This window comes from Pseudoxanthomonas sp. P4_B2 (assembly GCF_056402315.1).
In genome coordinates, this window is the sequence record NZ_JBFUHQ010000002.1 from 564,887 (window position 1) to 590,051 (window position 25,165).

Below are 25,165 nucleotides of genomic sequence, written 5' to 3' on the forward strand. Positions count from 1 at the left end.
AATGTTCGGCTGGAAGCGTTGGGGATGGTGTGGCCTGGCCGTGCTGTGCCTCTGGCCTGCGTTCGCGGCGAGGGCCGAGACCTTCGATCCGACTGCGTCGCGTTTCGGCTTCGAGCTGCGCACGCGCTGGGGCATGAAACTGGAAGGCGAGTTCACACGCTACGAAGGCGAAGTGAAACATCTGCACGACGGTCGCCATCAGGTGGTTCTGCGCATGTTCACCGACTCGGTGGAGATCATCGGTCATCCGCGCTATTCGGAGTGGACCCGTGGTCCGCAGTTCTTCGAAGCCAAACGTTATCCGGTGGTGGTGTTCGTCTCCAGACCCTACGACGAGCAGCTGCTGAAATACGGCGGCGACCTCGCAGGAGACCTGAGCATTCGCGGCATCACCCGGCCCAAGACGCTGACCGTGGAGCCTTCCACCTGTGCGCGTCCGGCTCGGGATTGCGATGTGGTCGCCACTGGCGCGGTGCGGCGTAGCGATTACGACATGGACGACTGGATGATGGCGGTCAGCGATCGAGTGGTGTTCGTGCTGCGCGCACGCCTGAAGGCGGAGGTCGCACCATGAGCATGCTTTTTCGCGGCCCGCTGTTTCGCAGTTTGTTCTTCCGCGGTCTGGTGGTGTGGCTGGCGCTGTCGTGCGCGGCCTGCGTCAGTCTGTCCGAGACCCAGCGCAACCGCGCCGCTTCCATCGCCGTGGCGGCGCGTTCGCGGATCGTGGACTGCAGCGCCGCCAATGCTTGCGCGCAGCCGTCGCCATTGCATGCGCTGAGCGATCGCGCCTATACGGAATCGAGCCCGCAGACCCCGCGCCACTACGCGCTGATCCTGGACCACGGCCGCGACGCGTTGCTGGCGCGCATCAATCTGATCCGCAGCGCGCGCAGCCGTATCGACGTGCAGACCTACATCTTCGATAAGGACGACAGCGCACGGCTGGTGCTGGACGAGCTGTTAGCCGCCTCGCGCCGCGGGGTGAAAGTGCGGCTGCTGATCGACCAGCTTTCCGCGATCCCGGACTTGGGCATCTTGGCGGCTTTGTCGGGCTCGCACGTGAATTTCGAGATCCGCATCTACAACCCCAGCTTCCGCAAGGCCAAGCTCAACTACTTCGACTACGCCGGCAGCGTGCTGTGCTGCTTCCGCCGCTTCAACCAGCGCATGCACACCAAACTGATCCTGATCGACGGGGCCGTCGGCATCACCGGAGGGCGCAATTATCAGGACGACTATTACGATTGGGACGCCGAGTACAACTTCCGCGATCGCGACGTGCTGGTGGCAGGACCGGCCTCGCGCGAGATGGCGACCAATTTCGAAGCGTTCTGGAACGCGCGCCGCAGCATCCCGGTGGAGCGCCTGAACGATGTCGGCCGCAAGCTGTTGAAGGAAGGCGTGCCGGCGATGCCGCCGGACGCTTTCCTGCGTCCGGATCGGGTGGCGGCGCTGTCGGCCGAAGCCGACGACGAGGCGCTGGTGCACGACCGCCTGGCGCAGGCGGCGATGCCGGTGGGGGCGGTGAAATACGTGGCCGATCTTCCGCAGAAGCACCGCCGCGAACGCCCTGTGGATGCAGCGCCGGCGGTGCCGGAATTGAAAGCGCTCATCTCCGGCGCGCAATCGGAAGTGCTGATACAGACACCTTATTTGGTGATGTCCGACGCGGCTCAGAACCTGTTCCGCGAACTGCGCGAGCGCAAGTCGCCGCCGCAGGTGATCGTGTCCACCAACAGTCTGGCCGCTACCGACAACGCAGTCGTCTATTCGATGTCGTTCAAGTACAAGCGTCGCTATCTGCGCGAGTTCGGTTTCCGCATCTACGAGTACAAGCCTTTTCCCGAAGACGCCCCGGTGGACTACGCAGCGCTCATGCCAGAGGGACCACCATTGGACATGGAGAACGAGGAGAGTTTTCGAGGTCCGTCCGGTTCGGTCGGCCCGTCCTCCGGAACGGCCGGCGCAGGCGAAACCACACGCAGACTGCAGCGCACCGAATCGCGCCCCTCCTTCCTCAGCAGCGGCGCCGCTAGTTCGCCATTGCCGCTCAAGCGCGCCGGCGTACGCATCGGCTTGCATGCGAAATCGATGGTGATCGACAACCGCATCGGCGTGATCGGCACGCACAACTTCGATCCGCGTTCAGAGAACTACAACACCGAGAGCGCAGTAGTCATCGACGATGCCGCCTTCGCGCAAGCATTGGCCGCCAGCATCCGTCGCGATACGTCGCCGGAGAACGCATGGGTGATCGCGCCGCGCGCCAAGCCGCCGGTGCTGTCGGGGCTGGATTACAGCATGGCTAAGGTCTCCGAAGCCTTGCCCCTGTTCGACCTCTGGCCGTGGCGTTACGCCACCAGCTACGAGTTCAAGCCCGGCCCCGACTGCCCTGTGCCGGTGCCTGCGAACGACCCCGCATTCCATCGCTGCTATGAAGCCGTCGGCGATTTCCCCGAGGTCAACGTCGGTCCCAAGTGGTTGTATACGCGTCTGCTGACCGCCTTCGGCGCCGGTCTGGTCCCCATTCTCTGAGAGGAGCCGTTATGGCCTTCCGCAATTCCGTCGATATCGACGCCCTCAACGCGCGTGCGCGCGGATCCATGGTCGAAGCCCTGGGAATCCTCATCATCGAAGCCGGCGACGACTGGCTGCGCGGCACCATGCCGGTGGACGCGCGCACCAAGCAACCCTATGGACTGCTGCATGGCGGCGCCTCGGTGGCGCTGGCCGAAACTTTGGGCAGCATGGCCGGCGGCCTGTGCGTGGACAGCGCCACCGAAGCCGTGGTCGGATTGGAAATAAACGCCAACCACCTGCGCGCCGTACGCGAGGGCACGGTCACCGGTACCGCCCGCGCCCTCCACGTCGGACGCAGCACGCACGTCTGGGAAATCCGCATCGAGAACGAAGCCGGCAAGCCGGTTTGCATTTCGCGGATCACGCTGGCGGTGGTGGCGGCAAAGTAGGTCGGGGCTACGTCGGCGACGCGCCTGCGACATCGGACTCCCCGCGTCGGCCAAGTGAACCGAGCTACGGAAGGCTGCAGCCGTTAGTAGCCGTACTCCAGCGCCATCCGGTATTGTGAGGGGATGATTTCCCCCCTTCCTCACGCCACTTCAGGCGGCGGACTGGGGCGCGCGTTCCGTTACCTATACCGCGTTCCCCTGCTGCTGATCCACATCCTGGTGCTGTTGCCGCTGGTGCTGCTGAGCATGGTCCCGCTGTGGTCGGGAATCCGCGTAGCCGGTTTGCGTATCGAGCATCTGGCGATCCGCCTGTGGTCGGCCGGGTTGATGCGCATCTTCGGTTTCCGCCTGCGCCGGTTCGGCACGCCGTTGCCGGATCCGGCGATGTTCGTGGCCAACCATGTCAGCTGGGTAGATATCGAGATGCTGCACAGCCAGCGCATGATGGGCTTCGTGGCCAAGCAGGAAATCCGCGGCTGGCCGCTGGTGGGTTGGCTGACCGCCCGCGGCGAAACCATCTTCCACCAGCGCGGCAGCCAGGAATCGATGGGCGGGGTGATGCACGCCATGCTGGCGCGCCTGCAGGCCGGCCGGCCGGTCGGAGTGTTTCCCGAAGGACGTACTCGCGACGGTGCCGAGGTGGGTCCGTTTCATGCGCGCATTTTCCAGCCGGCCGTGGAAGCCGGCGTGCCGGTGCAGCCGGTCGCCCTGCGCTACGGCCCGCGCGGCAGCGCGCAGACGTTGGTGGCGTTCGGCGCCGGGGAAAGCTTCTTCGCCAATTTCATGCGCCTGCTGGGCGAACCGGCCCGCAGCGCCGATATCTGTTTCCTGGCCCCGATCGCGGCGGGCGAACTGGAAGGTCGCAGCAAGATCGCCGAATTGGCGCGCGAGCGCATCGTCGCGGCAATGGAATCGGATCGGTGAACGTATTTGGAAGCAAAGCTCCAAACAACGCGAGCATGCTCGCCCCCATGCTGACCGCAGACGACTACCATCCGCCCAAATGGCTGCATAACCCGCACTTGCAATCGGTGCTGAGTTCCAGTGGCCTGCGTCGCCGACGCGGCCTGCGCGCGCTGAACGCCACCGGCGCGGTGACCACCGAACACATCTTCGACGGTGGCGATGGCGTACGCTTGCAGGGCTGGCATAGCGCGGTGCCGGGCAAGACTTCCAGCGGCTTGGCGCTGTTGTTGCACGGCTGGGAAGGCAGCACCGAATCCAGCTACATGCGTATGACCGCCGCGCGCTTGCTCGAAGCCGGCTTCGAGGTGGTACGGCTCAATTTCCGCGACCACGGCGGTACCCATCATCTCAACGAAGAAATCTTCCACTCCAACCGGCTGGATGAAGTGGTCAACGCGGCCGGCGACGTGGCCAGGCGCTTCCCGCACCGCAGGTTCGTGGCGGCCGGTTATTCGCTGGGTGGCAATTTCGTCTTGCGCTTGGCCTTGCGCGCGCCCCAGGCGGGGTTGCCGCTGGCGCGAGTGGCCTCGGTCTGCCCGGTACTGGATCCTTCCGCATCGCTGATGGGGATGGAAGAAGGGCTGCCGCTGTACCACTGGTATTTCCAGCGTAAGTGGCGGCACTCGCTGGAGCGCAAGCGCGAGCTGTTTCCCGAACGCCACAACTACGACGACGAAACCCTGGCCAAGAGCGTGCGCGAACTGACCCGGTGGATGGTCGAGCGACATACCGATTTCGGCACCATCGACGACTATTTCGAAGGTTATTCGATTGCCGGCGATCGCCTCAGCGGCCTGACCATACCGGCCGATATCCTCATGGCCGAGGACGATCCGGTCATCCCCTTCGCCCATTTCCAGGCCTGGCAACTGCCCGCGCTGGCTCACTTGGAAACCGCGCGCTGGGGCGGACATTGCGGATTCATCGAGAACGCGGCCTGCGACGGATTCGGCGAACGCTGGGTGACCGAGCACCTGCTGGCGGCGGATTCGCTCTAAGCCCCGAAAGCGCGAGGCTACAATAAGGGTTTGATCCGGCAAACCTCACTCATGTACGACGATATCATCGATGCACTGCGCCGCAAGGCGACTTCCGAAGCGCTGGCCGCCGCACACGAACTGGTGGCCGCCCAGCCTGAGGACGCGCAGGCCCACCGCTGGTTAGCGGCGGCGCTGCAAGAGAGCGGCGAAGCGGAAGCGGCGCTGATCAGCATCGACCATGCGATCTCGCTGTCGCCCGAAGACGCCAGGCTGCATCTGGCCCGTGCCGGCGTGCTGCTGAGTTCGCGGCAAATGGAAGCGGCGCAATCGGCACTGGAGCAAGCGACCGGACTCGACCCTAATCAGCTGGTGTCGTACCTCATGCAGGCCCAGCTGGCTTTGGGCCGTGGGGATCTGGCAGAGGTCGAGCGCCTGCATCGCCTGGCCGTGCGCGTAGCCCCCGAGCATCCGCAGCTGGCTGCCATCGAAGGCATGTTGGAGCTGCAGCGTGGTAACGCGGATGCCGCGCTGCGCATCGTCACCCGTGGCCTGCAGCAGGCCCCTGCCGATGAGCAACTGCGCTATGCGCTCGGATTCATCCACATGCAGAAAGGACATCTGGCTTTCGCCGAACAGGCGTTCCGCAGTCTCTTGGAGAGCAACCCTGCCGCCGCCGGCCTGCGCAGCCTGATTGCCGAGTTGGTGAACCGCCAGGGCCGCCCGGACGAAGCGGCCGAACTCGTCGCCCCCTTGCTGACCGATCCGGCGACCACAACGCCCGGCTTGCAGCGTTTCGCCGGTCAGATGCATCTCGCTTCGGGACAGCCCGAACAGGCGATGCCCTTGCTGTACGCCGCCCTGGCGGCCTTGCCGAACGATCGCGCCACGCTGGAGACGCTGGTCGGCGTCTGGCATCAGCGAGGGGAGCTGGAAATCGGGCGCAATGCGCTGGATGCGGCATTGGCTACCACTACCGACGCGCCCAATCTTTGGATCGCGCGACTTGCGCTAGAAGTTTCCGGTAGTCCGCTCGAACTTCCCCTGGCGAACCGCTGGGCGTCGTCGATGCCCGGTTCGCTGCAAGCGCTAGAGGCTCAGATGGAAGCCTATGCCGCACTGGGTCAAGCCGAAAAGGCCGAGGAGATCGCCCAACAGATCGTCGCTCTTTCGCCTGGCCACAGTGCTGCCGAAGCGTACCTGTTCAATTTATTGCTGGCGCGAGACCCGGCTGCGGCCGTAGCGCACGCCCAGTCGCTGCTGGCGCAGGCTCGCAGCGAACAGTCGCGTCAGTTGCTGTTGGGTTGGTTGGGTCTGGCCCAGGACAAGGCCGGCCGACACGCCGAAGCGGTCGCCAGCTGGAGTGAGCGGTCGGCTTCGCTGGCGCCGAACCTGCTGCCCCCGCATCGCATAACCTCCCCGTACCAGGAATGGCCGCAGGTCGGCACGATCCCGCCGGAAACCACGGCCAGGCCACTGTTCCTATGGGGTGCGCCCGGTTCGGGCGTGGAGCGCGCGGCCCTAGTGCTCGGCGCAGCCGGCGCTCCTTTGCTTGCGGACCGCTTCCGCGCGGATTGGCCGGGCGACCTCCTCCAGCATTACGACAGCATCGAGGCGTTGGGATCGGGCGCGATGGATGCCGCCGCTATGGTCGCCAGTTGGCGCGCCAACCTTCCCGCACGCGGCATAACCGACGGCAAGGTGGTCGACTGGCTGGTCTGGTGGGACAACTCTTTCCTGAAGGCGTTCCGTCCGCATCTGGCCGATGGCGTGCTGCTGGTCGTCTTGCGCGATCCCCGTGACATGCTGTTGCGGTGGTTGGCGTTCGGCGCTCCTTCGCAGATGGCGTTGCCCTCGCCCAATGAAGGCGCGCAGTGGCTCTCGGAAATGTTGGGGCAAGTCGTCGTACTGAGCGAAGACGAACTTTATCCGCATTTCCTGCTTCGTCTTGACGGTTTGGAAAACGATGCGGCAGGACTTGCCGATGCGCTGGGCAAGGCCTTGCGCGCGCCTGCCCTGCCTGCCCCCGCAAGCCTCGGACCGGCCTACCTGCCTTCCGGTCGCTGGCGCGACTATGCCGAGGCGTTGGCGGAGCCTTTCGCAAGATTGGCCCCGGTCGCCGTACGCCTGGGTTATCCGCAAGACTGATTGCCCCAACCGAAGAAGGATTCCGCATATGCGCATCCGCAGCGACAGTTTCGAAAACGGCAAGCCGATCTCGAGTGAATTCGCGATGGGGCGGCTCGACGGTTTTGGCGGGAATCGCAACCCGCATTTGGCTTGGGAGGACGTTCCTGAAGGCGTTCGTTCGTTCGCTTTGCTGTGCGTCGATCCAGATGCGCCCACGGTGCCGGAAACGGTGGGTCGCGACGACCTGCAGATTCCGGTGGAACAGCCGCGGGGCGATTTCGTGCACTGGGCGATGATCGATATCGCCGCCGATGTGCGCCTGATCGAAGCGGGCAGTTGCAGCGATGGCGTCACACCAAAGGGCAAACGGAATCCGCCGGGTCCGTCAGGCGCGCGACAGGGATTGAACGATTACACCGGCTGGTTCGCCGGCGATGCGGACATGGGCGGCGACTACATCAGCTACGACGGTCCGTACCCGCCGTTCAACGACCTGCGTACGCATCGGTACTTCTTCAGATTGTTCGCGCTGGATGTGGAAAAGCTCGATGTGCCGGAGCGTTTCACCGCGGCGCAGATGCTACACGCGGCACAGAGACACGTGCTGGGCGAGGCGCTGGTGCACGGCACCTATTCGCTGAACGCAAAAGCCGGCGGCTGATATTCCGTGTAGGAGCTGCGTTAGCTGCGACCGTAGCGAATACAGCTCAAAGAGTCCCTGCAGCGGATGCTTTCCGGTCGCCGCTGACGCAGCTCCTACAACAGCGTATGCGTTACGGCTTTACGGTTTCCGACTCCACCACCATGTCCAGTACATAAGCCAGCGAACTGCCGTCGGCCGGCGGGTTCTTGATCGCGTAACGCTTGGCCCGCACTACGTTGCGTATGCCCGGTTCGTGGCTATATCCCTCGATGTTGCCGTAGAAGTTCTGGAACTCGCCGTCGGTGCCGGTCTTGATGCCCTTGTCGTCGTACTTGAGCTCGCGCACCTGCAGGCATTGCATGTTCGGGATCAACGGATGATTGCAGGGCTTGGTTTGGGCGGCGACTTCGAGGAAGGCGGTTTCGCCCGGACCGCCGTAGCGGGTTTCGGCGGTGGGATCGCCTTTGAACGTCAATACGTCGCCGTTTCCGCCGGTCAGCGTCAGGCTCGGTGCATCGCCTGATTGCAGCGCAAACGTCGACATGGTTTCCAAGCGCTTTCCGATCTCTTGGTCCAGCGCCATCAGTTTGGGATCGGTGCAAGCCATCAGGGTCGACGCCAGGCGGTCGAACTTCAACTTATCGCCTGCGACCGAATAGGCACCGCCCATATGGTTGCAGGTGTTGCTGACACTGACGCGCCCGTCCGCGAAATCAAGTTGCAACGGTTTGTCCGCGCTGACGAAAAGCGCCTCGATGCGTTTGCCGCTGGCGTCCTTGGCGTCGTTCAATCGCCAGTGATAGGCGGTCAGAGCAGTCGTATCGGCCGGAGCGGCTTGCGTTGCAGCGGGTGCGGCTGCTGCGGGTGCGGCTGCTGCGGGTGGCGTGGCCGGCTCACCCTGAGGGGCCTTGGCGCAGGCAGCCAGTGCGAACGGCAGCATCAGGATCAGGCAGCGTTTCATTTCATTCTCCAGTGATGAGCTCAGGCAAACGCATCAATGCAACGAACGGGGTGAAGCTGCCGGATTGGCTCCTACGCGCAGGATCAACTACCGGCAGGCACCATCAGCAGCAATGCCACGCCCAGCACGAAACGGTAGATCGCGAATGCGGTGAAGCGGTGGCTCTGGATATAGCTCAGCAACCATTTCACTGCGATGAAGGCGGTGATGGCCGAGGCGATGAAGGCGACCGTGAACGCTGCCCAATCCTCGTTGGCCGCCTGACCCGACTGCAGCAGAGCGACCAGTTCGTAGGCGGTGGCCGCGAACATTGTGGGAATGCCGACCAGGAAGGCGAACTCGGTTGCCGCTGCGCGGTTGGTCGTGCCCGCCAGCAGGGCCACGAAGATCGTTGCCGCCGAGCGCGAGGTGCCAGGGAACACGCCGGCAACTACCTGCGCTATCCCGACCAGGATCGCCACTGTCCAGCTGATCTCGCTGCGCTCGCCCAAGGCTTGTGCGCGCTTGGTGGCGAAATATTCGGCGGCGACCATCCAGATGCCGCCCAGGATTAGCGCCCAAGCAATGGGGATGACTTCCTCGGGTAGCTTGAAGCCCAGTTTCTTCACCAGCAGGCCGAGGACGGCGGTGACGCCGAAGGCGACCGCTAGTTTCAGCGCATAGGTGCGCGCTTGCGCCGGGCTCAGCTTCATGCCGGCTGGGTCGTGTTCGGCGGGCGCACCGCGGCCAAGGAATCCCATCGCCAGATCCCACAGCCGCTGCCGGTAGATCAGCACCACGGCCAGGATCGCGCCGGCCTGGATGCCGATGTTGAACAGATCGCTGCGGTGGCCCAGCCCCAACAGGCGTTCGGCGAGCAACAGGTGCCCGGTGCTGGAGATGGGCAGGAATTCGGTGATGCCTTCGATGATGCCGAGGAGCAGGGCTTTGAGCAGATCGATCATGGGTTGGGGTCTGAATGGGGTAGGGACAAGCAGCGAAAGGGCGCGGCCGTCTTAAAAAGCTATGGCCTAAAAGGATCGTCATCCCAGCGAAAGCTGGGATCCATTTTGACTTTGCCTTTCGACTGAGTCGCGCCGGGCAATGCAAGATCAAGATGGATCCCAGCTTTCGCTGGGATGACGATGTTTTTCGCGCGCCCGGTTGAGCAACACAGTCCAAAGAATAGTGGATTTACAAAGCACCAGTAAGGTGCGCTGACTGCGCGATATTCCCCAAAAACGTGCAATCTGTCCGTATCCGTGACGCGTCGCACCATATAAATCAGCCACTTACGGTGCATTAAACCTTGGCACGCGGCTTGCAATAAGGACCTCACTCAATTCCAAACCGAGGTTCCAAGATGTCTGCGGACAAAGTCGAAAAGCTGATCAAGGACAACAAGGTCGAGTTCGTCGACCTGCGCTTCGCCGATGTGCGTGGCATCCAGCACCACGTGACCTTCCCGGCCAACATCGTCGATGAATCGCTGTTCGAAGACGGCCGTATGTTCGACGGCAGCTCCATCAGCGGCTGGAAGGGCATCAACGAATCCGACATGGTCCTGCTGCCCGACGCCAGCACCGCCTACCTCGATCCGTTCACCGCCGATCCGACCGTGGTCCTGACTTGCGACGTGCTCGACCCGGCCACCATGCAGGGTTACTCGCGTTGCCCGCGCGGCATCGCCAAGCGTGCAGAAGCCTTCCTCAAGTCCAGCGGCATCGCCGAGCAGGCGTTCTTCGGCCCAGAACCGGAATTCTTCATCTTCGATTCGGTGCGCTACGCCAACGACATGGGCAACACCTTCTTCAAGATCGAATCGGAAGAAGCGGCCTGGAACAGCGGCACCAAATACGAAGGCGGCAACAGCGGCTATCGCCCCGGCGTGAAGGGCGGTTACTTCCCCGTCGCCCCGGCCGACACCCTGCACGACATCCGCGCCGAGATGTGCAAGACGCTGGAACAGGTCGGCATCGAAGTCGAAGTGCACCATCACGAAGTGGCCACCGCCGGCCAGTGTGAGATCGGCACCAAGTTCAATTCGCTGGTGAAGAAGGCCGACGAATTGCTGACGATGAAGTACATCGTCAAGAACGTGGCCTTCCGTAACGGCAAGACCGCCACCTTCATGCCAAAACCCATCGTCGGCGACAACGGCAGCGGCATGCACGTGCACCAGTCGCTGGCCAAGGGCGGCACCAACCTGTTCACCGGCGACGGCTACGGCGGCCTGTCGCAGCTGGCGCTGTGGTACATCGGCGGCATCTTCAAGCACGCCAAGGCGATCAACGCTTTCGCCAACTCCGGCACCAACAGCTACAAGCGCCTGGTGCCCGGCTTCGAGGCGCCGGTGATGCTCGCGTACTCCGCGCGCAACCGTTCCGCTTCGTGCCGCATTCCGTGGGTGTCCAACCCGAAGGCGCGCCGCATCGAGATGCGTTTCCCCGATCCGCTGCAGACCGGCTACCTGACCTTCACCGCGCTGATGATGGCCGGCCTGGACGGCATCAAGAACCAGATCGATCCGGGCGAGCCGTCCGACAAGGATCTGTACGACCTGCCGCCGGAAGAAGAGAAGAACATCCCGCAGGTCTGCTCCAGCCTGGACCAGGCGCTGGAAGCGCTGGATGCCGACCGCGAGTTCCTCAAGGCCGGCGGCGTGATGAGCGACGACTTCATCGACGGCTACATCGCGCTGAAGATGCAGGAAGTGACCAAGTTCCGCGCCGCCACCCACCCGCTGGAATACCAGCTGTACTACGGGAACTGAGCAAGCTTTCGTCGAGTTTTTAGCGGCGATAGCGACGGAGTTACCCCTCCCACACGTCGCTATCGCCGCGTTTTCCCTTCGTAATTTTCACCGGCAACAGAAAGAAGAACAGAAACAGAGAACCGCAGCTCCCTCTCCCACGTCGAATGCGGTTTCTGTTTTGTGTACGAAACCCACCGGTCGCCTCGCGAGACCGGTTCCATCCACCCACGGGGAATGCGCATGAAACTGATCACCGCCATCATCCGGCCGTTCAAGCTAGACGAGGTTCGAGAATCCTTGTCGCAAGCGGGCGTGTCGGGCATCACCGTCACCGAAGTCAAAGGCTTCGGCCGGCAGAAGGGCCACACCGAGTTGTACCGGGGCGCCGAGTACGTCGTCGATTTCCTGCCCAAGATCAAAGTCGAAACCGTGGTCACCGACGAACGCCTGGATGCCGTGATCGAGGCCATCCAGCAGGCGGCGGGCACCGGCAAGATCGGCGACGGCAAGATTTTCGTCACCGCCATCGACCAGGTCATCCGCATCCGCACCGGCGAAGTCGGCGCGGACGCGCTCTAACCCCTACTCGGAGTTCCCCACATGAAGACGCGTTTTTTCTCCGGGTGGAAAACCCGACTGCAAGTCATGAGCTTGGCGGCATTGTGCTGCGTAGCGTTGGGTACCGGATTCGGCGCGATGGCGCAGGACACCGCGGCGCCGGCTGCAGAAACCGCTGCCGCACCGGCCGACCCGGCGGCCGCTCCCACCGCTGACGCAGCCCCCGCTCCGGCGCCTGCCGAAGCTGCCGCGACGGCCACTACCGAGCCCGCCGCTGCTGAAGCCGCCCCTGCCGAAGAAGCCGCTGCGCCCACACCGAGCATCAGCAAACCGGACACCGTCTGGGTGCTGATGTCGGCGGCGCTGGTGATCTTCATGACCTTGCCCGGCTTGGCTCTGTTCTACGGTGGTCTGGTGCGTTCGAAGAACGTGCTGTCGATCTTGGTGCAGAATCTGGCGGTGTTTTCGCTGGTGGCCGTGCTGTGGGCGCTGTACGGCTACAGCATCGCCTTCACCGAAGGCACGCCTTTCATCGGCGGCTGGGATCGCGTGCTGTCGCACGGACTCGATGCCGCTTCCATCGGCGCGACCTTCACCAAGGGCGTGTACATTCCGGAACTGGCGTTCTTCGTGTTCCAGGGCGCATTCGCTTGCATCACCTGCGCGCTAATCGTCGGCGCCTTCGCCGAACGCGTTAAGTTCGCCGGCGTGATGCTGTTCACCGTGCTGTGGTTCACCTTCGCCTACCTGCCGATGGCGCACATGGTCTGGTTCTTCCCCGGCCCGGATGCGTTCACCGATGCAGCGGCGGCCACCACCGCGCTGTCCAAGTCGGGTTTCCTGTTCGCCAAGGGCGCGCTGGATTTCGCCGGCGGCACCGTCGTGCACATCAACGCCGCGGTCGCGGGCCTGGTCGGTGCGTATGTGATCGGCAAGCGCACCGGTTATGGGCGTGAGGCGATCAAGCCGCACAACCTGACCCTGACCATGGTCGGCGCTTCGATCCTGTGGTTCGGCTGGTTCGGCTTCAACGCCGGTTCCGCACTGGAAGCCGGCGGCGTGGCCGCGATCGCCTTCGTCAACACCTTCCTGGCCACGGCCGCGGCGGTGGTGACGTGGACGCTGATGGAGTGGATCTTCAAGGGCAAGCCTTCGTTGCTGGGCGCGGCTTCGGGTGCGGTGGCCGGTCTGGTCGCGATCACCCCGGCGGCCGGTTTCGTCGGTCTTAACGGCGCACTGGCCATCGGCGCCATTGCCGGCGTGCTGTGCCTGTGGGGCGTGACCGGGCTGAAGAAGCTGCTCGGCGCGGACGATAGCCTGGACGTGTTCGGTGTGCACGGCGTGGGTGGTATCACCGGCGCGCTGCTGACCGGCGTGTTCGCGGCTCCCTCACTGGGCGGCGCGGGCATCTGGGACTATGTGACCGAAACCGCGCTGCCGGAATACGACATCGCCGGCCAGGTCTGGATCCAGGCCCAGGGCGTGCTGACCACGATCGTCCTGTCCGGCGTGGTGGCCTTGGTCGCCTTCCTGATCGTGAAGTACACGGTCGGCCTGCGCGTTAGCGAAGAAGCCGAACGCGAAGGTCTGGACATCTCCTCGCATGGCGAAGCGGCGTACGAGGCCTGATGGCACACCGGGGGCGGCCTTGCACTAAACTGGTGCAATGTCGCCCCTGACCCTCAAAAGCTTGGCTACAGACGGACCTTCCGCCGACGTGCTCAGCACGGCGGTGGCCTGGGCGGACGCCGGGGGCAACCTGCTCGGCGTCAACCCGGCCTTTGCGCGCTGGATGGGCGTCAGCCCACGACGCCTGCTCGGCCAACCCCTTGCGGCATTGGAAATGGATGGCGATGCCATGGCGCGTTTCCTAGAAAACACCGATCGCGATGTGCTGCGGCTGCACCGCATGGCCCTAGGTCTGCCGGGCGAACCGCAACGCTTCGCCGAAGGCTGGCTGTCGCGGCTCGATGACGGCGGCTGGTTGCTGGAGGCGCACCCGCTGGACGAATTCCCGGCGTTGGATCCGGCCCAGGTACTGCCCAGCGCCTTGGGCGCGGCATTGAAAGGCCTGGCTCACGAACTTCGCAATCCGCTCGCCGGCCTCAAGGGCGCAGCGCAGTTGCTGGCGCGACGTGCGCTGCATCGCGACGACAACGACGACGAACGCGAGCTGATCGGCCTGATCGAATCGGAGATCGAACGCCTCAACGGCCTGCTCGACCAACTGCTTTCCCCTTCCCCGCAACGCCCGCATACGGCTCTAAATATCCACGTGGTGCTGGAACGCGTGCTGCGCCTGGCCGAGACCGAAGGCGGCTGGTCGGTGCGCTTGCAACGCGATTACGACCCCAGCATTCCCGAATTCCCCGGCGACGCCGACCGCATGACCCAGGCGGTCTGGAACCTGGTGCGCAACGCGATCCAGGCCGGCGCCGCCAGCGTGACCCTGCGCACCCGCGTCGAGCATGGCGTCCGCATCCATGACCACCTGCACGCGATGGCGCTGCGCGTGGAGATCATCGACGACGGCAAGGGCGTGCCCGAAGAATTGGCCGAACATTTGTTCCTGCCCTTAGTCAGCGGCCGCGCAGAAGGCAGCGGCCTGGGTCTGGCGCTGGCCCAGCAGGTGGCGCGCGAACACGGCGGCTCGCTGACCTACCGTTCGCGCCCGGGGCATACCGTGTTCACCCTGCTGCTGCCGCAGCCGGACGAGCATCGCTCAGAGGGGCAGCGCCCCGAGGAGCAGCGCCATGTCCATTGACCCGGCCTCCTTCGCGCCCGCCGCGCCCAACGCGCAACGCATCTGGGTGGTGGACGACGATCGTTCGGTGCGTTTCGTGCTGGCTACCGCATTGCGTGATGCCGGTTATGCGGTCGATGGTTTCGACAGTGCGGCTTCCGCTTTGCGGGCTTTGGATGCTCGAGGCGCGTCCGGCTTGCCGGCTCCCGATCTGATTTTTACCGACGTGCGCATGCCCGGCGACGATGGCTTGGCGCTGCTGGACAAGTTGAAACTCGCGCATCCGCAACTGCCGGTGATCGTGATGTCGGCTTATACCGATATCGCCAGCACCGCCGGCGCGTTTCGCGGCGGCGCGCACGAATTCCTTTCCAAGCCCTTCGATCTGGACGACGCCGTCGCGCTGGCCGCGCGCGCCTTGCCCGATGTCGCCGCGAGTTCCGCATCGGAACCGGTTGCCGAAGCGTCAGGCTCCGAGGTCGGCGGCACCGAGCTGATCGGCGATACGCCGGCCATGCGCGCGCTGTTCCGCGCCATCGGCCGCCTGGCGCAGGCGCCGCTGTCGGTGCTGGTCACCGGCGAAACCGGCACCGGCAAGGAACTGGTCGCCCACGCGCTGCACAGCGAGTCGCCGCGCGCACGCAAGCCGTTCATCGCGCTCAACACCGCGGCGATTCCCGCCGAGTTGCTGGAAAGCGAACTGTTCGGCCACGAGGCCGGCGCCTTCACCGGCGCCCAGCGCCGGCACATCGGGCGTTTCGAACAGGCCGACGGCGGCACGCTGTTCCTGGATGAAATCGGCGACATGCCGCTGCCTTTGCAGACCCGCCTGCTGCGGGTGTTGGCCGAAGGCGAATTCTTCCGCGTCGGCGGCCGCGAACTGATCCGGGTCGACGTGCGCGTGATCGCCGCCACCCACCAGAATCTGGAAGCGCTGGTCGCCGAAGGCCGTTTCCGCGCCGACCTGCTGCACCGGCTGGACGTGGTGCGTCTGCAGCTTCCGCCGTTGCGCGAACGCCGCGACGATGTCGCTCAGCTGGCGGAGAATTTCCTCGCCATCGCTTCGCGCAAACTCGGCGCGCCAGCCAAGCGTTTCGCCACGCCCGCACTTGAGGCCTTGCGCGCCTACGACTGGCCGGGCAACGTACGCGAGCTGGAAAACGTGTGCTGGCGCCTGGCAGCGATGGCGCCGGGCGAAACCATTACTCCCTTCGACCTGCAGGGCGCGCTCTCCACCAACGTCACCACGTCGGTGCCGCAGGCAATGGAATGGCACCAGGCGCTCGCCGTGTGGGCGCATGCGCGGCTGGATGAAGGCGCCGAAGGTTTGCACGCCGAAGCCCGCGAGCGCTTCGATCGCACCCTGCTGGAAGTGGCGTTGCAGTTCACCCATGGCCGCCGCGCCGAAGCGGCCAGCAAGCTGGGCGTCGGCCGCAATACGGTGACGCGCAAGTTGGGGCCAGGCCGCAAGCGGCGTTGATCGCCAAATAATCTTGCATGGGAGCGGCGTCCCGCCGCGAGCTTCTGCAGTTGACGTTTCAAGCGCTGGATCCGGAACGCCTCGGGATCCCCGCCTCAAGAGCTCGCGGCGGGACGCCGCTCCCACGCGCAGCTCCGACAGGCTCTCTGCGTCCACTTTCATCGCCCGTAAACCGCCGCGCGGTTAGCTTGGCTGCGAACCTCTACGGAGTATCCCCATGCGTACCGCCCTGATGGCCGCCGCTACTGCCGTTTTCCTCACCTCCTGCGGTACCGCCCCGCCGCCGAAGCCCGCCAAGGTCGAAATCCCCACGCAAAGCACCGCTAAGCAGGCGGTAGTGAACCTGGCGTCGGCCTCCGGCAGTCTGGTCAGCGGCAAGGCCACGTTGGTACCGATGAGCGGCGGCGTACACATCACCGGCACCGTCGGCGGATTACCGCCCAACAGCACGCATGGATTCCACATTCACGAAAAAGGCGACTGCAGCGCGGTCGATGCCAGCAGCGCCGGCCCGCACTTCAATCCTTTTGCTGCCGCGCACGGCAAAGCCGAATCGGGCCCGCACCATGCCGGCGACATGGACAACGTGGTCGCCGACCGCGAAGGCGTGGTCAAGCTGGATATTCACATCAGTGGTGTCACCTTGGGCGGCGGCGCGGTCAACGACATCGCCGGGCGTGCCCTGGTGGTGCATGCCGCACCCGACGACTACAGCAGCCAGCCCGCAGGCAATGCTGGCGCGCGCGTGGCTTGTGGCGTGATCAAGGTGACGCAGTAGCTTCAGTTCCCTTCTCCCTTCGGGCGCCCGAAGGGTGTGCAGGGCTGAGAAGGTGGCGCGAAGCGACGGATGAGGGCGGGAGAATTCCAACCCACGGAAACTTATCCGTCAATTTGAAGGTACATGCCCTCATCCGCCCCCGTATCAAGTACGGGGCAGGCTCTGCGGGCACCTTCTCCCAATGGGAGAAGGAAAATCAAACGCTAAGCGTCTCGCGCGCATCCTCTGCGCCTGAGCAATACGCAAACGTCACCGGAATCCCGTGCGCTTCCAGCACCGCCGCAATTTGTCGCTGGCGCGCCTGGAAGTACTCGTAGGCCCGTTCCAGCCGCACCGCATCGCCGGAGACGTGATCGGCATGACGCTGCCGCCATGCGACAGGGTCCAGCAGCGCTATCTGTACCTCGCCGCCGGCGTAGCGCAGCAACGGTTCCGGCGGTTCGTCCAGCCATTCTTCGCCGTTCGGGTCCAGCAGTGCGGTCTCGATGATCGGCCATAGGCGCTGCAGGCCTTGGTTCTGATACTGCATGGCCATGATCGCGGCCAGGTCGTGCGCGGTCAGGTAACGCGCATGTTCGATCTGCGCGCCGAAGGCTTGCTGGGCCAGCAACGCGGTATCGGCCCCGGCCATGCCGCGGTCCAACAGCACTTCCTCGAAATCTTCCTGCAATGCGCGAACGGTTTCCGACGCCCCGCTGAGCAGGAAGGGCAGCACGCGCATCTGTCCGCCTTGCAACCCGGTCTCGGCGGCGAACGGCAGCGGCACCTTGCCTTCGCCGTCGGCACCGAACGCGATCACTCGTGGCCCTTGCTCGCGTCCCGGCGCGCGCTGGCGCAATTCGTCCAGCCGCCGATGCAGCGGCCAGCCCGGGCGCAGCACTTCGGCCGGATCGAAATGGGCGGCAGCGAAGCTCAAGTCCAGCGCGCTCGCGCCCGGCACCAGCTTGCTCAGGTCGCGCGCCAGCAGCTCCACCAGTCCGCCGGCCTGGGCTTGCGGCAATGCCGCAGCGGCGGGAGAACTGCCGCCGACGAGCTCCAGCGCGAACACTCCCATTACATGCTGGTCCATTACATGCTCGCCCATCACATGTTCGCCCATCACATGAACACCGAAGTCGGATTGAGTCATCGTTAGGTTGGCCCGGTGCCGTCACCGCATTACACTTTCGCATTATGCCCGCTGCGCGTTAACGGGCCGCTTATCCCGCCCTCACTCCGCGAGGTTACCCATGCCAGCAGCCCGTCCCGTCGCCATCCTCGGCGGCGTCCGTATTCCGTTCTGTCGGCAGAACACGGCTTATTCGGACGTGGGCAATTTGGGCATGTCGGTGCGTACGCTGGGCGCGCTGGTGGAGCGCTTCGGCCTGCACGGCCAGCAGTTGGGCGAAGTGGCGATGGGCGCGGTGATCAAGCATTCCAGCGACTGGAACCTGGGCCGCGAAGCCGCGCTTTCCTCCGGCCTGTCGCCGCTGACGCCGGGCATCACCTTGCAACGCGCCTGCGGCACCAGCCTGGATTCCATCATCACCGTCGGCAACAAGATCGCGCTGGGCCAGATCGAATCGGGCATCGGCGGCGGTTCGGACACCACTTCCGAAGTGCCGATCGTCTACGGCAAGAAGCTGCGCGCGCGCCTGTTGGCCGCCAATCGCGCCAAAACCACCGGCGATAAGGTCAAGACGCTGGTCAAAGGCTTCAAGTTCGCCGAACTCAAACCCGAATTCCCCGGCGTGGCCGAACCGCGTACCGGCAAGAGCATGGGCGATCATTGCGAAGACATGGCTAAGCAGTGGAGCATCTCGCGCGATTCGCAGGACGAGCTCGCGGTCGCTTCGCACCACAAGCTGGCCGCGGCGTACGAGCGCGGTTTCTTCGAAGACCTGATCGCGCCGTTCCGCGGCCTGCAACGCGACAACATCCTGCGCGCCGATACCTCGCTGGAAAAACTGGCGACGCTGAAGCCGGCCTTCGACAAGACCTCCGGACGCGGCACGCTGACTGCCGCCAACTCCACTCCGTTGACTGACGGTGCCGCCGCGGTGTTGCTGGCTTCGGATGAATGGGCTAATGCCCATGGCCATGAGCCGATGGCGTACTTGCGCGATGCGCAGGTGGCGGCGGTGGATTTCGTGCACGGCGAAGGCCTGCTGATGGCGCCGACTATCGCGGTGCCGGAAATGCTCAAGCGCCACGGCCTGACCCTGCAGGATTTCGACATCTACGAAATCCACGAAGCCTTCGCCGCGCAGGTGCTGTGCACGCTGCGTGCGTGGGAGAGCGAGGAATACTGCAAGAACCGCCTGGGCCTGGACGCCCCGATGGGCCGGATAGATCCGGCCAAGATGAATCCGAACGGTTCTTCTCTCGCCACGGGACACCCCTTCGCCGCCACCGGCGCGCGCATCATCGCCACCGTGGCCAAGGAACTGAAGCAGCGCGGCGGCGGCCGCGCGCTGGTGTCGATCTGCACCGCAGGCGGCATGGGCGTGGTCGCCATCGTCGAACGCTGAGCGCGGCGCCACTGGGTTGCGCATGAATGTCGCAACGCGGATCTCCCGGTGGATGCTGTTAAGCGCGATGCTGGCCGCATGGCCCTCGGCGGCCAGCGAGCCGCAACGGCCGCTGCGCGTGCTCTTCGTTGGCAATAGTTACCTGTATACCAACAACCTGCCGGGCGCTGTCCAGGCGCTCGCAGCCGCGCGCGGCGTGACGATCGAAGCGACCATGCGCGCCGAACCGGACTATTCCCTGTCCGATCATCTGCGCAATCGCCGCCTTGCGCCTTTGCTGGAGGAGTCGTGGGACTGGGTGGTGTTGCAGCAGGGACCTTCGGCATTGCCGGAGAGCAGGCGCGATCTGGTCGATAGTGCGCGCCGGATCGCGGCGCAATTACAGGACAAGCCCATACGCATCGCCCTGATGTCCGCCTGGCCAGCGCAACGCAATGTCTCGATGTCGTTGCAGGCCGAAGCCAGCTACCGCGAAGCCGCGACTGCCATCGAAGCCTGCGTGCTGCCTGTCGCCGGTGCCTGGCGCATCGCCCGCGCACAAGCGAACCCGCCTCCGCTGTACGAGAACGATCGCTTGCATCCCACGCCCCTAGGCACATTGTTGTCGGCGATGACGGTCGCGCGCGGCCTGCTTGGCATGGAACCGGAGCAGTCGTTCGACGTGCCGGACGGCGCGAACGAAGTGGATCTGGCCGGATTCCGCCTTTTGGACGAGGCCGCCCGCGCGGCGCAGGCGCGGGAAACCGCGCGCTGCCTCACCACAGACGAAGTTTCGGGCGCATAACCCCGAATCATTCGCTGCGCCGTTATGAGACATCACTCCGCGTCTCCCGCGCGATCTCTGGCGATTCCTTCGAGGACAACCAAATGCAATCCCGTCACCTGGTTCGCATCACGCTGTGCGCGGCACTGATTACCCTGCTGATCGCCTGTTCCAAACAGGAACGAGCGGCTGAAGCATCGATGGGCTCGGCGGCGCCGGCACCTGCCGCCGCTCCTGCAATGGAAATGGAAGCCGCCGCCACCGATGCCGCGAAGGCATCGGTGGGAGGTCGCTTGCAAAAGGACGCTACCGCCGACGCGCCTTCCGCAGCGCCGCCGACCCAGGCGCAACTAAGCTCCAGCGCCGCCACCTACACCGATGCGCAGCGCAAGTTCATCCGCACCGCGCAAGCCAACTTCCGGGTCAAGGACGTGTATCAGTCCGCGCTTGCCATCGAGGACGCGGTGGCGGCGCAGGGCGGATTCGTGGTCAGGAACGAGATCGCCGCCGATGTGCAGGAAGTGCAGCGCCGTCCCAAGGGCGACGGCAAGCTGATCGAGCTTGCCGAATACACGGTGCGCGGCAACCTATCGGTGCGTGTGCCCAGCGACAAGGCGCAGGCGTTCCTGCGTAGCATCGTCAACCAGATGGAATTCCTGGATCGTCGCAACTTCGACGCAGCCGACGCGCAGTTTGCGATGCTGCGGCAGCAGTTGGCCTATCAGCGTAATCAGGAAACGCAGCAGGAGCTCGGCCAAGCCACTCAGCAAGGCGGCAAGCTGGGCCAGAAGGTGGAATCGATAGCCGCACGCGATGACGCGAAATCCGGCCGGGATGAAGCGTTAGTGGCGCAGAAGGAATTCGAGGACCGGGTCGCCTTCGCCACCATCGACCTGTCGCTATACCAGCTGTCGAAGATCCGACAGACCGAACTGACCGACGTGGAAGCGGTATTCGAAGCCAACAGTCCCGGCTTCTTCCCTCGCTTGGGCAGCTCGTTGCGGATCGGCTGGTATGGCGTGCTGGAGGTGTTCATCCAACTAATCGCGCTGTGGCCGCTGTGGCTGTTGATCGTGTTGGCCGTTTGGGGTTACCGGCGGCTACGTAGAAAATAAGTAGATCGGCAGCGACAGAAACCTAAAGTGAAAGGGCCGTCATCCCGGCGAAAGCCGGGACCCAACTCAACGAGCTCGGAAAGATGGGTCCCGGCTTTCGCCGGGATGACGGCACTATTATTGAACTGATGACTCGCCACGGCCATGCGCTCATTCACGCGCGCATCACTCCCGCAATCGCGGCACGCCATGCTCGTCGCGTTCTTCCACCACGGCTTCATCGAAAATCTTCTGCTTGAGGTCGCGACCGGGCAGTTCGGTCGCCGCCACGCCGCGTTTTGCGGCCAGCGCATTGGCATAGCTGCGGCGGGCCAGCATTTCCTCGCCCGCAGCGGCGAAGCCATGGCCCAGTTCTTCCCAGGCGTCGGCGCTAGCGCCCTGAGCCAAGGCGCGATGCAGGAATTCCTGCGCCTGCGGCCACTGACCCTGCAAGCGGGCCAGCTGCGCCAGCGTAACCAGTAGCGGCGGGCTGGCGGGATGCGCCTGCAACCAGCGTTGCGCGCTGGCGCGACGCGAATCGAGTTTGCCGATCGGCAGTCGGCCGTACAGCGCGACCAGCGATTCGTCCCAGCGGGCGTCGATGGCCTGCTCCAGACTGCGTGCGGCCGCGTCTTCCCAGCGTAGCGCCGCCGCGCGTTCGGCATAGGCGGCGACGATCGCGGCATCGGCACGCAGCGGCTTGGGCAGGGTCTCCCAGCGTTCGGCCAGGACATTGGCGTCGCTGGCCTCGCGCATGGCCTGCGCGGCAAGTTCCGATTCGAGCGTCGTGTATCGAGCCGACGATAGCGCCTGTTGCTGTTTCAACGGTCCCAGCATGCCGTAGGCATCGCCGGCGCGGCCGCTGTCGGCCAGTGCTTGCACGCGCAAGGCCAGACCGCGCGGCGGCAACGGCTGCGCGGCCGACGCGTCGAGCGCGGCCAGCGCTTCGGCCGGTTGCTGTCGCGCCATGGCTCGATCGGCCACGGCCAATGCATGCGCGCTGGCGCTGCGCTGGGCCAGCGCGCTCAGGTGCGATTGCACCGCGGCTTCATCGCCGCGGGCATCGGCCGCGCGCACGGCGGCGGTGCGGGCGATGGTGCCGACCTCGTCGTCCTCGGCGGCGAGCTGCAGTAATTTTTCCGCGCGTTGCCAGTAGCCGCCATGCAACGCCTCCAGGCCTTCGGTCAGCCGTGCGCGCGCCTGCTTGCGGCGGTAGCGGCCCCAGGCGCGGAACGGCAAGGTCAAAAATTTCCAGCCGATCCACAGCAGTAATGCGCCCGCGGCCAGCGCCAACAGCGCGCCAGGCAAGGTCGCTTCGAAATTGTAACCACCCGCATGCACGACGACTTCGCCCAGGTCGCGGGCGCCATCGCGGGCCAGCCATTGTGCGCCCAGCACTCCCAGTAGGATCATCAGCAGCAGCAGGATCGCAGTGCGCAATATTTTCATCGTTCGATCTCCGCAGCGGCGGGCAGTCGGGTTGCGGTGGCTTGCGGAAGTGGGGGCGTGTAGCCCGAGTTCCGCAACTGCCGCAGTTGCTGCAAGGTACTCCCCAACACCGGCAACGAAGGTTGCAATGCGGCGGTCCGCAGCACCTTCAATTCATTGCGGCGTTGCTGCAAGGCCGGCGACTCCGGCCATAGACGTGTCAACCACGCCTCCATGCGGACGATTCCGGCGCGAAAACCGGCGGCATCGTCGCGTTCCAACGCCGCACGCGCCAGACTCAGCTCGATCTGCAGGGCGGCTTCGCCTGCGGCGCGCTCGCTGGGCGCGATAATGGTCCTGCTTTCGGTTCGCCGTACCTCTACCAGAGGGGAAAGAAGGCGCTGCCAGAGAGCTTGGTTACGGCCTTCCGCGGCGGGTACACGATCCGGAAGTTTGTCCAATGCGGCAGCGAAGACGTCCAGTTGCCGTGCGATGGCGGCATGCGGGCCGTTGCCTAATGTATCCAGAGCGGCACGCTCCTGTGCCAGCGCCTGGCGTAAGTTGAGCAGCCGCGGGTCGTCGATGCCCTGCAAGGCGCCATCGGCCAGGGTATAAGCGCGGCGGGCGCCATCCAGGTCATCGGCGATGGCCAGACGCTGCTGGGCTTGGCTCAATAGCAATTCCACTTCATCCAGGCGCAAGGCTTGGGCGCCGTGACGGGTGGGGTCGGCAAGTTTGGAAACGCTGTCTTCCAGCAACGCGCCGCGTTGGCTCAGGCCCAGTACCTCGTCGCGTAGCACGCGGTTGGTGGCTGCGGCATCGAGAATGCGTTGGGTCTGCGCACGCTGGTCGCGGCGCAGGGCGTCGATGCGTTGCTCCAGCGCGCTGATGCGCTGTTCAGTCTCGGCCGCACTCGCCCGCGCGTGGGTTTCGCGTGCCTGCCACATCGCCCAGCCGCGCCAGCCCAACAGGCCCAGCAACAGCACCGCCAGCAGCATCACGATCAATCCGGTGCGGCCGCGCTTGGGGGTGGAAGGAATTGTTTCTTCTGTCACACCAGCGTCCCGGTTCACAAGCAGTCTGTTCACAAGCAGTCATTGCAATGCGAATGCTAACGGAAGCAGCGCGCCATGGCGGCAATCAATTGCCTCGGCAAAGGCCCCTCCGCCAGCTTTACTTCAGCAAAGCCGGCATCGCGAGCGAGCTGTTGCAATCGGGCGCTGGCCGCCACCACGGGCTGATTGCGAAGTTGTTGGAGCAAATCGGCCGGTGCCTTGTCCAGCAATTGTTTCAATGCGCCGCCGCTGCTTAGCGCCAGCGCGGCGGGCGCGTCGAGCGTACGCAGCTTGCGCAGCGCCTGCGCCGACAGCGCGACCGGTTCGCGCGCATAGACATCCGCGCGCAAGACTTCGGCGCCGCGTTCGCGCAATGCCGACGAGAGGATCTCGCGGCCTTCGGGCGCGGTCACCAACCCGATCCGGATGCCCTGCAGATCCTTCAATACGGGCAATGCCAGCAAGCCCTCGCTGTCCATGCGCGAAGGAGAGTCGACCCCATCGATTCCCGATTTCTGCAGCGCCGCCGCGGTTCCGCCGCCGACGGCGATCCAGATCTGGCCCGGCTTGCGCGCCAACGGCAGTAGCGCTGCGGCTGCGCGTACGGCATTGGGACTGGTGAACAGCAGCCGCGGCGCCGACAAAGCACGCGCCAATGCCTGACGCGCCTGATCGTCGCGGCGCAGCACTACGCGCCACGGAGACAATGCGATCAATCGCCCGCCTTGCACGGCAGCGGCACGGCGCAACGAAGCATGCCCGCCCTGCGGGCGCAGCGAGATGACGTACCATCCGGGCGGTTCGGCGAAAGCCATGGGTGGATCATCTCAGATGGATGCGATTTTGAAGAATGCTGCTTTAAAGAATGCGATTCTGGAGAATTCGGTTTGAAGCAGGCGACTACGCGCGAATCGGCTCTGGAGGCGCTGCGCGTTTATACCCGCGAACTGGTGCCGCTTGCCGCGATGCGGGTACGCGTTGGCGAATACGACGGTTTGCGTCTGCACATGGACGCGCCGCTGGCGGCCAACATGAACGACAAGGGCAGCGCATTCGGCGGCAGCATGACCTCGTTGATGACCTATGCGGGCTGGGGACTAGTGACGCTGCAGCTGCACCAGGCCGGGTTGCAGGCCGACGTGTTCGTCGCCGACAGCGCCGTGCGCTATCGAAAACCGCTGTATGCGGACTTGCGCGCCGAGGCGGAGCTTGTGCCGGAAGAGTCGTGGGCGCCGTTCCTGAATACGTTGGCCCAACGGGGTCGGGCACGCATCCAGCTGCAGGCGCGGATCGCCGGGCCTGAAGGCGAACTCATGGCCGACCTGAGCGGTCGCTACGTGGCCATTGCGAGAGGGTAGGATGCAGCGCTTGGGAAC

General features: G+C 64.8%; 23 protein-coding genes. 17 read left to right on the top strand and 6 right to left on the bottom strand.

The features are described from left to right. Position 1 precedes the first annotated feature (1 nt). The 7 genes from AC1DTQ_RS07030 (at position 2) to AC1DTQ_RS07060 (ending at position 7,703) form a co-directional block, all read left to right on the top strand. Entirely contained in the window at positions 2-574 is a 573-nt protein-coding gene (locus AC1DTQ_RS07030; RefSeq protein ID WP_477849152.1) for a YceI family protein, read from the top strand. Further along, on the top strand, positions 571-2,535 hold the full coding sequence (locus tag AC1DTQ_RS07035; RefSeq protein WP_477848802.1) for a phospholipase D family protein: 1,965 nt from the start codon (positions 571-573) through the stop codon (positions 2,533-2,535). Before AC1DTQ_RS07030 ends, AC1DTQ_RS07035 begins: the two co-directional genes overlap by 4 nt. Before the next feature lie 11 nt (positions 2,536-2,546). After that, positions 2,547-2,969 carry a hotdog fold thioesterase gene (locus tag AC1DTQ_RS07040; RefSeq protein WP_477848803.1) on the top strand — a complete coding sequence of 141 codons (423 nt, stop codon included), beginning with the start codon at positions 2,547-2,549 and terminating at the stop codon, positions 2,967-2,969. A 123-nt stretch (positions 2,970-3,092) separates the two neighbouring features. Further along, a complete protein-coding gene (locus AC1DTQ_RS07045) occupies positions 3,093-3,893 on the top strand; it encodes a lysophospholipid acyltransferase family protein (RefSeq protein WP_477848804.1) in 801 nt (266 codons plus the stop codon). Between the two features lie 50 nt (positions 3,894-3,943). Next, complete coding sequence (locus tag AC1DTQ_RS07050) at positions 3,944-4,933, top strand: YheT family hydrolase (protein ID WP_477849153.1); 990 nt, start codon at positions 3,944-3,946, stop codon at positions 4,931-4,933. A 51-nt stretch (positions 4,934-4,984) separates the two neighbouring features. Then, positions 4,985-7,060, top strand: a complete 2,076-nt coding sequence (locus AC1DTQ_RS07055; protein ID WP_477848805.1) for a tetratricopeptide repeat protein — start codon at positions 4,985-4,987, stop codon at positions 7,058-7,060. 28 nt (positions 7,061-7,088) lie between these two features. Next, a complete protein-coding gene (locus tag AC1DTQ_RS07060; protein WP_477848806.1) occupies positions 7,089-7,703 on the top strand; it encodes a YbhB/YbcL family Raf kinase inhibitor-like protein in 615 nt (204 codons plus the stop codon). A 112-nt stretch (positions 7,704-7,815) separates the two neighbouring features. Here the strand turns inward: AC1DTQ_RS07060 and AC1DTQ_RS07065 are convergent, their stop codons facing one another. Together AC1DTQ_RS07065 and AC1DTQ_RS07070 are read right to left on the bottom strand one after the other, a co-directional pair. After that, positions 7,816-8,646, bottom strand: a complete 831-nt coding sequence (locus AC1DTQ_RS07065) for a DUF4377 domain-containing protein (protein WP_477848807.1) — start codon at positions 8,644-8,646, stop codon at positions 7,816-7,818. 83 nt (positions 8,647-8,729) lie between these two features. Beyond that, the gene (locus AC1DTQ_RS07070; RefSeq protein WP_477848808.1) at positions 8,730-9,590 is read right to left on the bottom strand and encodes an undecaprenyl-diphosphate phosphatase; all 861 of its coding nucleotides are present in this window, start codon (positions 9,588-9,590) and stop codon (positions 8,730-8,732) included. 398 nt (positions 9,591-9,988) lie between these two features. Here AC1DTQ_RS07070 and glnA point away from each other — a divergent pair, with 398 nt between their 5' ends. The 6 genes from glnA to AC1DTQ_RS07100 all read left to right on the top strand — a co-directional run bounded on the left by glnA (position 9,989) and on the right by AC1DTQ_RS07100 (position 16,939). After that, the gene (gene glnA, locus AC1DTQ_RS07075; protein ID WP_310092695.1) at positions 9,989-11,398 is read left to right on the top strand and encodes a type I glutamate--ammonia ligase; all 1,410 of its coding nucleotides are present in this window, start codon (positions 9,989-9,991) and stop codon (positions 11,396-11,398) included. A gap of 222 nt (positions 11,399-11,620) precedes the next feature. Continuing rightward, positions 11,621-11,959 (top strand): P-II family nitrogen regulator, encoded by a 339-nt coding sequence (locus AC1DTQ_RS07080; RefSeq protein WP_310092693.1) that lies wholly within the window; start codon positions 11,621-11,623, stop codon positions 11,957-11,959. Positions 11,960-11,980: 21 nt separating this feature from the next. Next, complete coding sequence (locus tag AC1DTQ_RS07085; protein WP_477848809.1) at positions 11,981-13,567, top strand: ammonium transporter; 1,587 nt, start codon at positions 11,981-11,983, stop codon at positions 13,565-13,567. 37 nt (positions 13,568-13,604) lie between these two features. After that, positions 13,605-14,702 (top strand): two-component system sensor histidine kinase NtrB, encoded by a 1,098-nt coding sequence (locus AC1DTQ_RS07090; RefSeq protein WP_477848810.1) that lies wholly within the window; start codon positions 13,605-13,607, stop codon positions 14,700-14,702. Then, positions 14,692-16,161 (top strand): nitrogen regulation protein NR(I), encoded by a 1,470-nt coding sequence (gene ntrC / locus AC1DTQ_RS07095; RefSeq protein WP_477848811.1) that lies wholly within the window; start codon positions 14,692-14,694, stop codon positions 16,159-16,161. Before AC1DTQ_RS07090 ends, ntrC begins: the two co-directional genes overlap by 11 nt. Positions 16,162-16,372: 211 nt before the next feature. Further along, positions 16,373-16,939, top strand: coding sequence for a superoxide dismutase family protein (locus tag AC1DTQ_RS07100; protein ID WP_477849155.1), 567 nt, complete (start codon positions 16,373-16,375; stop codon positions 16,937-16,939). A gap of 196 nt (positions 16,940-17,135) precedes the next feature. Here AC1DTQ_RS07100 and AC1DTQ_RS07105 read toward each other — a convergent pair whose 3' ends face one another. Beyond that, the gene (locus AC1DTQ_RS07105) at positions 17,136-18,023 is read right to left on the bottom strand and encodes a hypothetical protein (protein WP_477849156.1); all 888 of its coding nucleotides are present in this window, start codon (positions 18,021-18,023) and stop codon (positions 17,136-17,138) included. A 145-nt stretch (positions 18,024-18,168) separates the two neighbouring features. On the opposite strand from AC1DTQ_RS07105, the gene AC1DTQ_RS07110 reads away from it, so the two are divergent. The 3 genes from AC1DTQ_RS07110 (at position 18,169) to AC1DTQ_RS07120 (ending at position 21,327) form a co-directional block, all read left to right on the top strand. Continuing rightward, positions 18,169-19,449, top strand: coding sequence for an acetyl-CoA C-acetyltransferase (locus AC1DTQ_RS07110; protein ID WP_477848812.1), 1,281 nt, complete (start codon positions 18,169-18,171; stop codon positions 19,447-19,449). Positions 19,450-19,501: 52 nt separating this feature from the next. Then, the gene (locus tag AC1DTQ_RS07115) at positions 19,502-20,233 is read left to right on the top strand and encodes a hypothetical protein (protein ID WP_477848813.1); all 732 of its coding nucleotides are present in this window, start codon (positions 19,502-19,504) and stop codon (positions 20,231-20,233) included. 83 nt (positions 20,234-20,316) lie between these two features. Continuing rightward, the gene (locus tag AC1DTQ_RS07120) at positions 20,317-21,327 is read left to right on the top strand and encodes a DUF4349 domain-containing protein (RefSeq protein ID WP_477848814.1); all 1,011 of its coding nucleotides are present in this window, start codon (positions 20,317-20,319) and stop codon (positions 21,325-21,327) included. Positions 21,328-21,492: 165 nt separating this feature from the next. Here the strand turns inward: AC1DTQ_RS07120 and AC1DTQ_RS07125 are convergent, their stop codons facing one another. From AC1DTQ_RS07125 to AC1DTQ_RS07135, 3 genes are read right to left on the bottom strand one after another with little or no spacing between them, the layout of a single operon-like run. Beyond that, on the bottom strand, positions 21,493-22,755 hold the full coding sequence (locus AC1DTQ_RS07125) for a heme biosynthesis HemY N-terminal domain-containing protein (protein WP_477848815.1): 1,263 nt from the start codon (positions 22,753-22,755) through the stop codon (positions 21,493-21,495). Continuing rightward, a complete protein-coding gene (locus tag AC1DTQ_RS07130; RefSeq protein WP_477848816.1) occupies positions 22,752-23,789 on the bottom strand; it encodes a uroporphyrinogen-III C-methyltransferase in 1,038 nt (345 codons plus the stop codon). Before AC1DTQ_RS07130 ends, AC1DTQ_RS07125 begins: the two co-directional genes overlap by 4 nt. A 56-nt stretch (positions 23,790-23,845) precedes the next feature. Then, complete coding sequence (locus tag AC1DTQ_RS07135) at positions 23,846-24,604, bottom strand: uroporphyrinogen-III synthase (protein ID WP_477848817.1); 759 nt, start codon at positions 24,602-24,604, stop codon at positions 23,846-23,848. 72 nt (positions 24,605-24,676) lie between these two features. Between AC1DTQ_RS07135 and AC1DTQ_RS07140 the strand changes: the two genes are divergently transcribed. Next, on the top strand, positions 24,677-25,147 hold the full coding sequence (locus tag AC1DTQ_RS07140) for a YiiD C-terminal domain-containing protein (RefSeq protein ID WP_477848818.1): 471 nt from the start codon (positions 24,677-24,679) through the stop codon (positions 25,145-25,147). Positions 25,148-25,165: the final 18 nt, after the last annotated feature.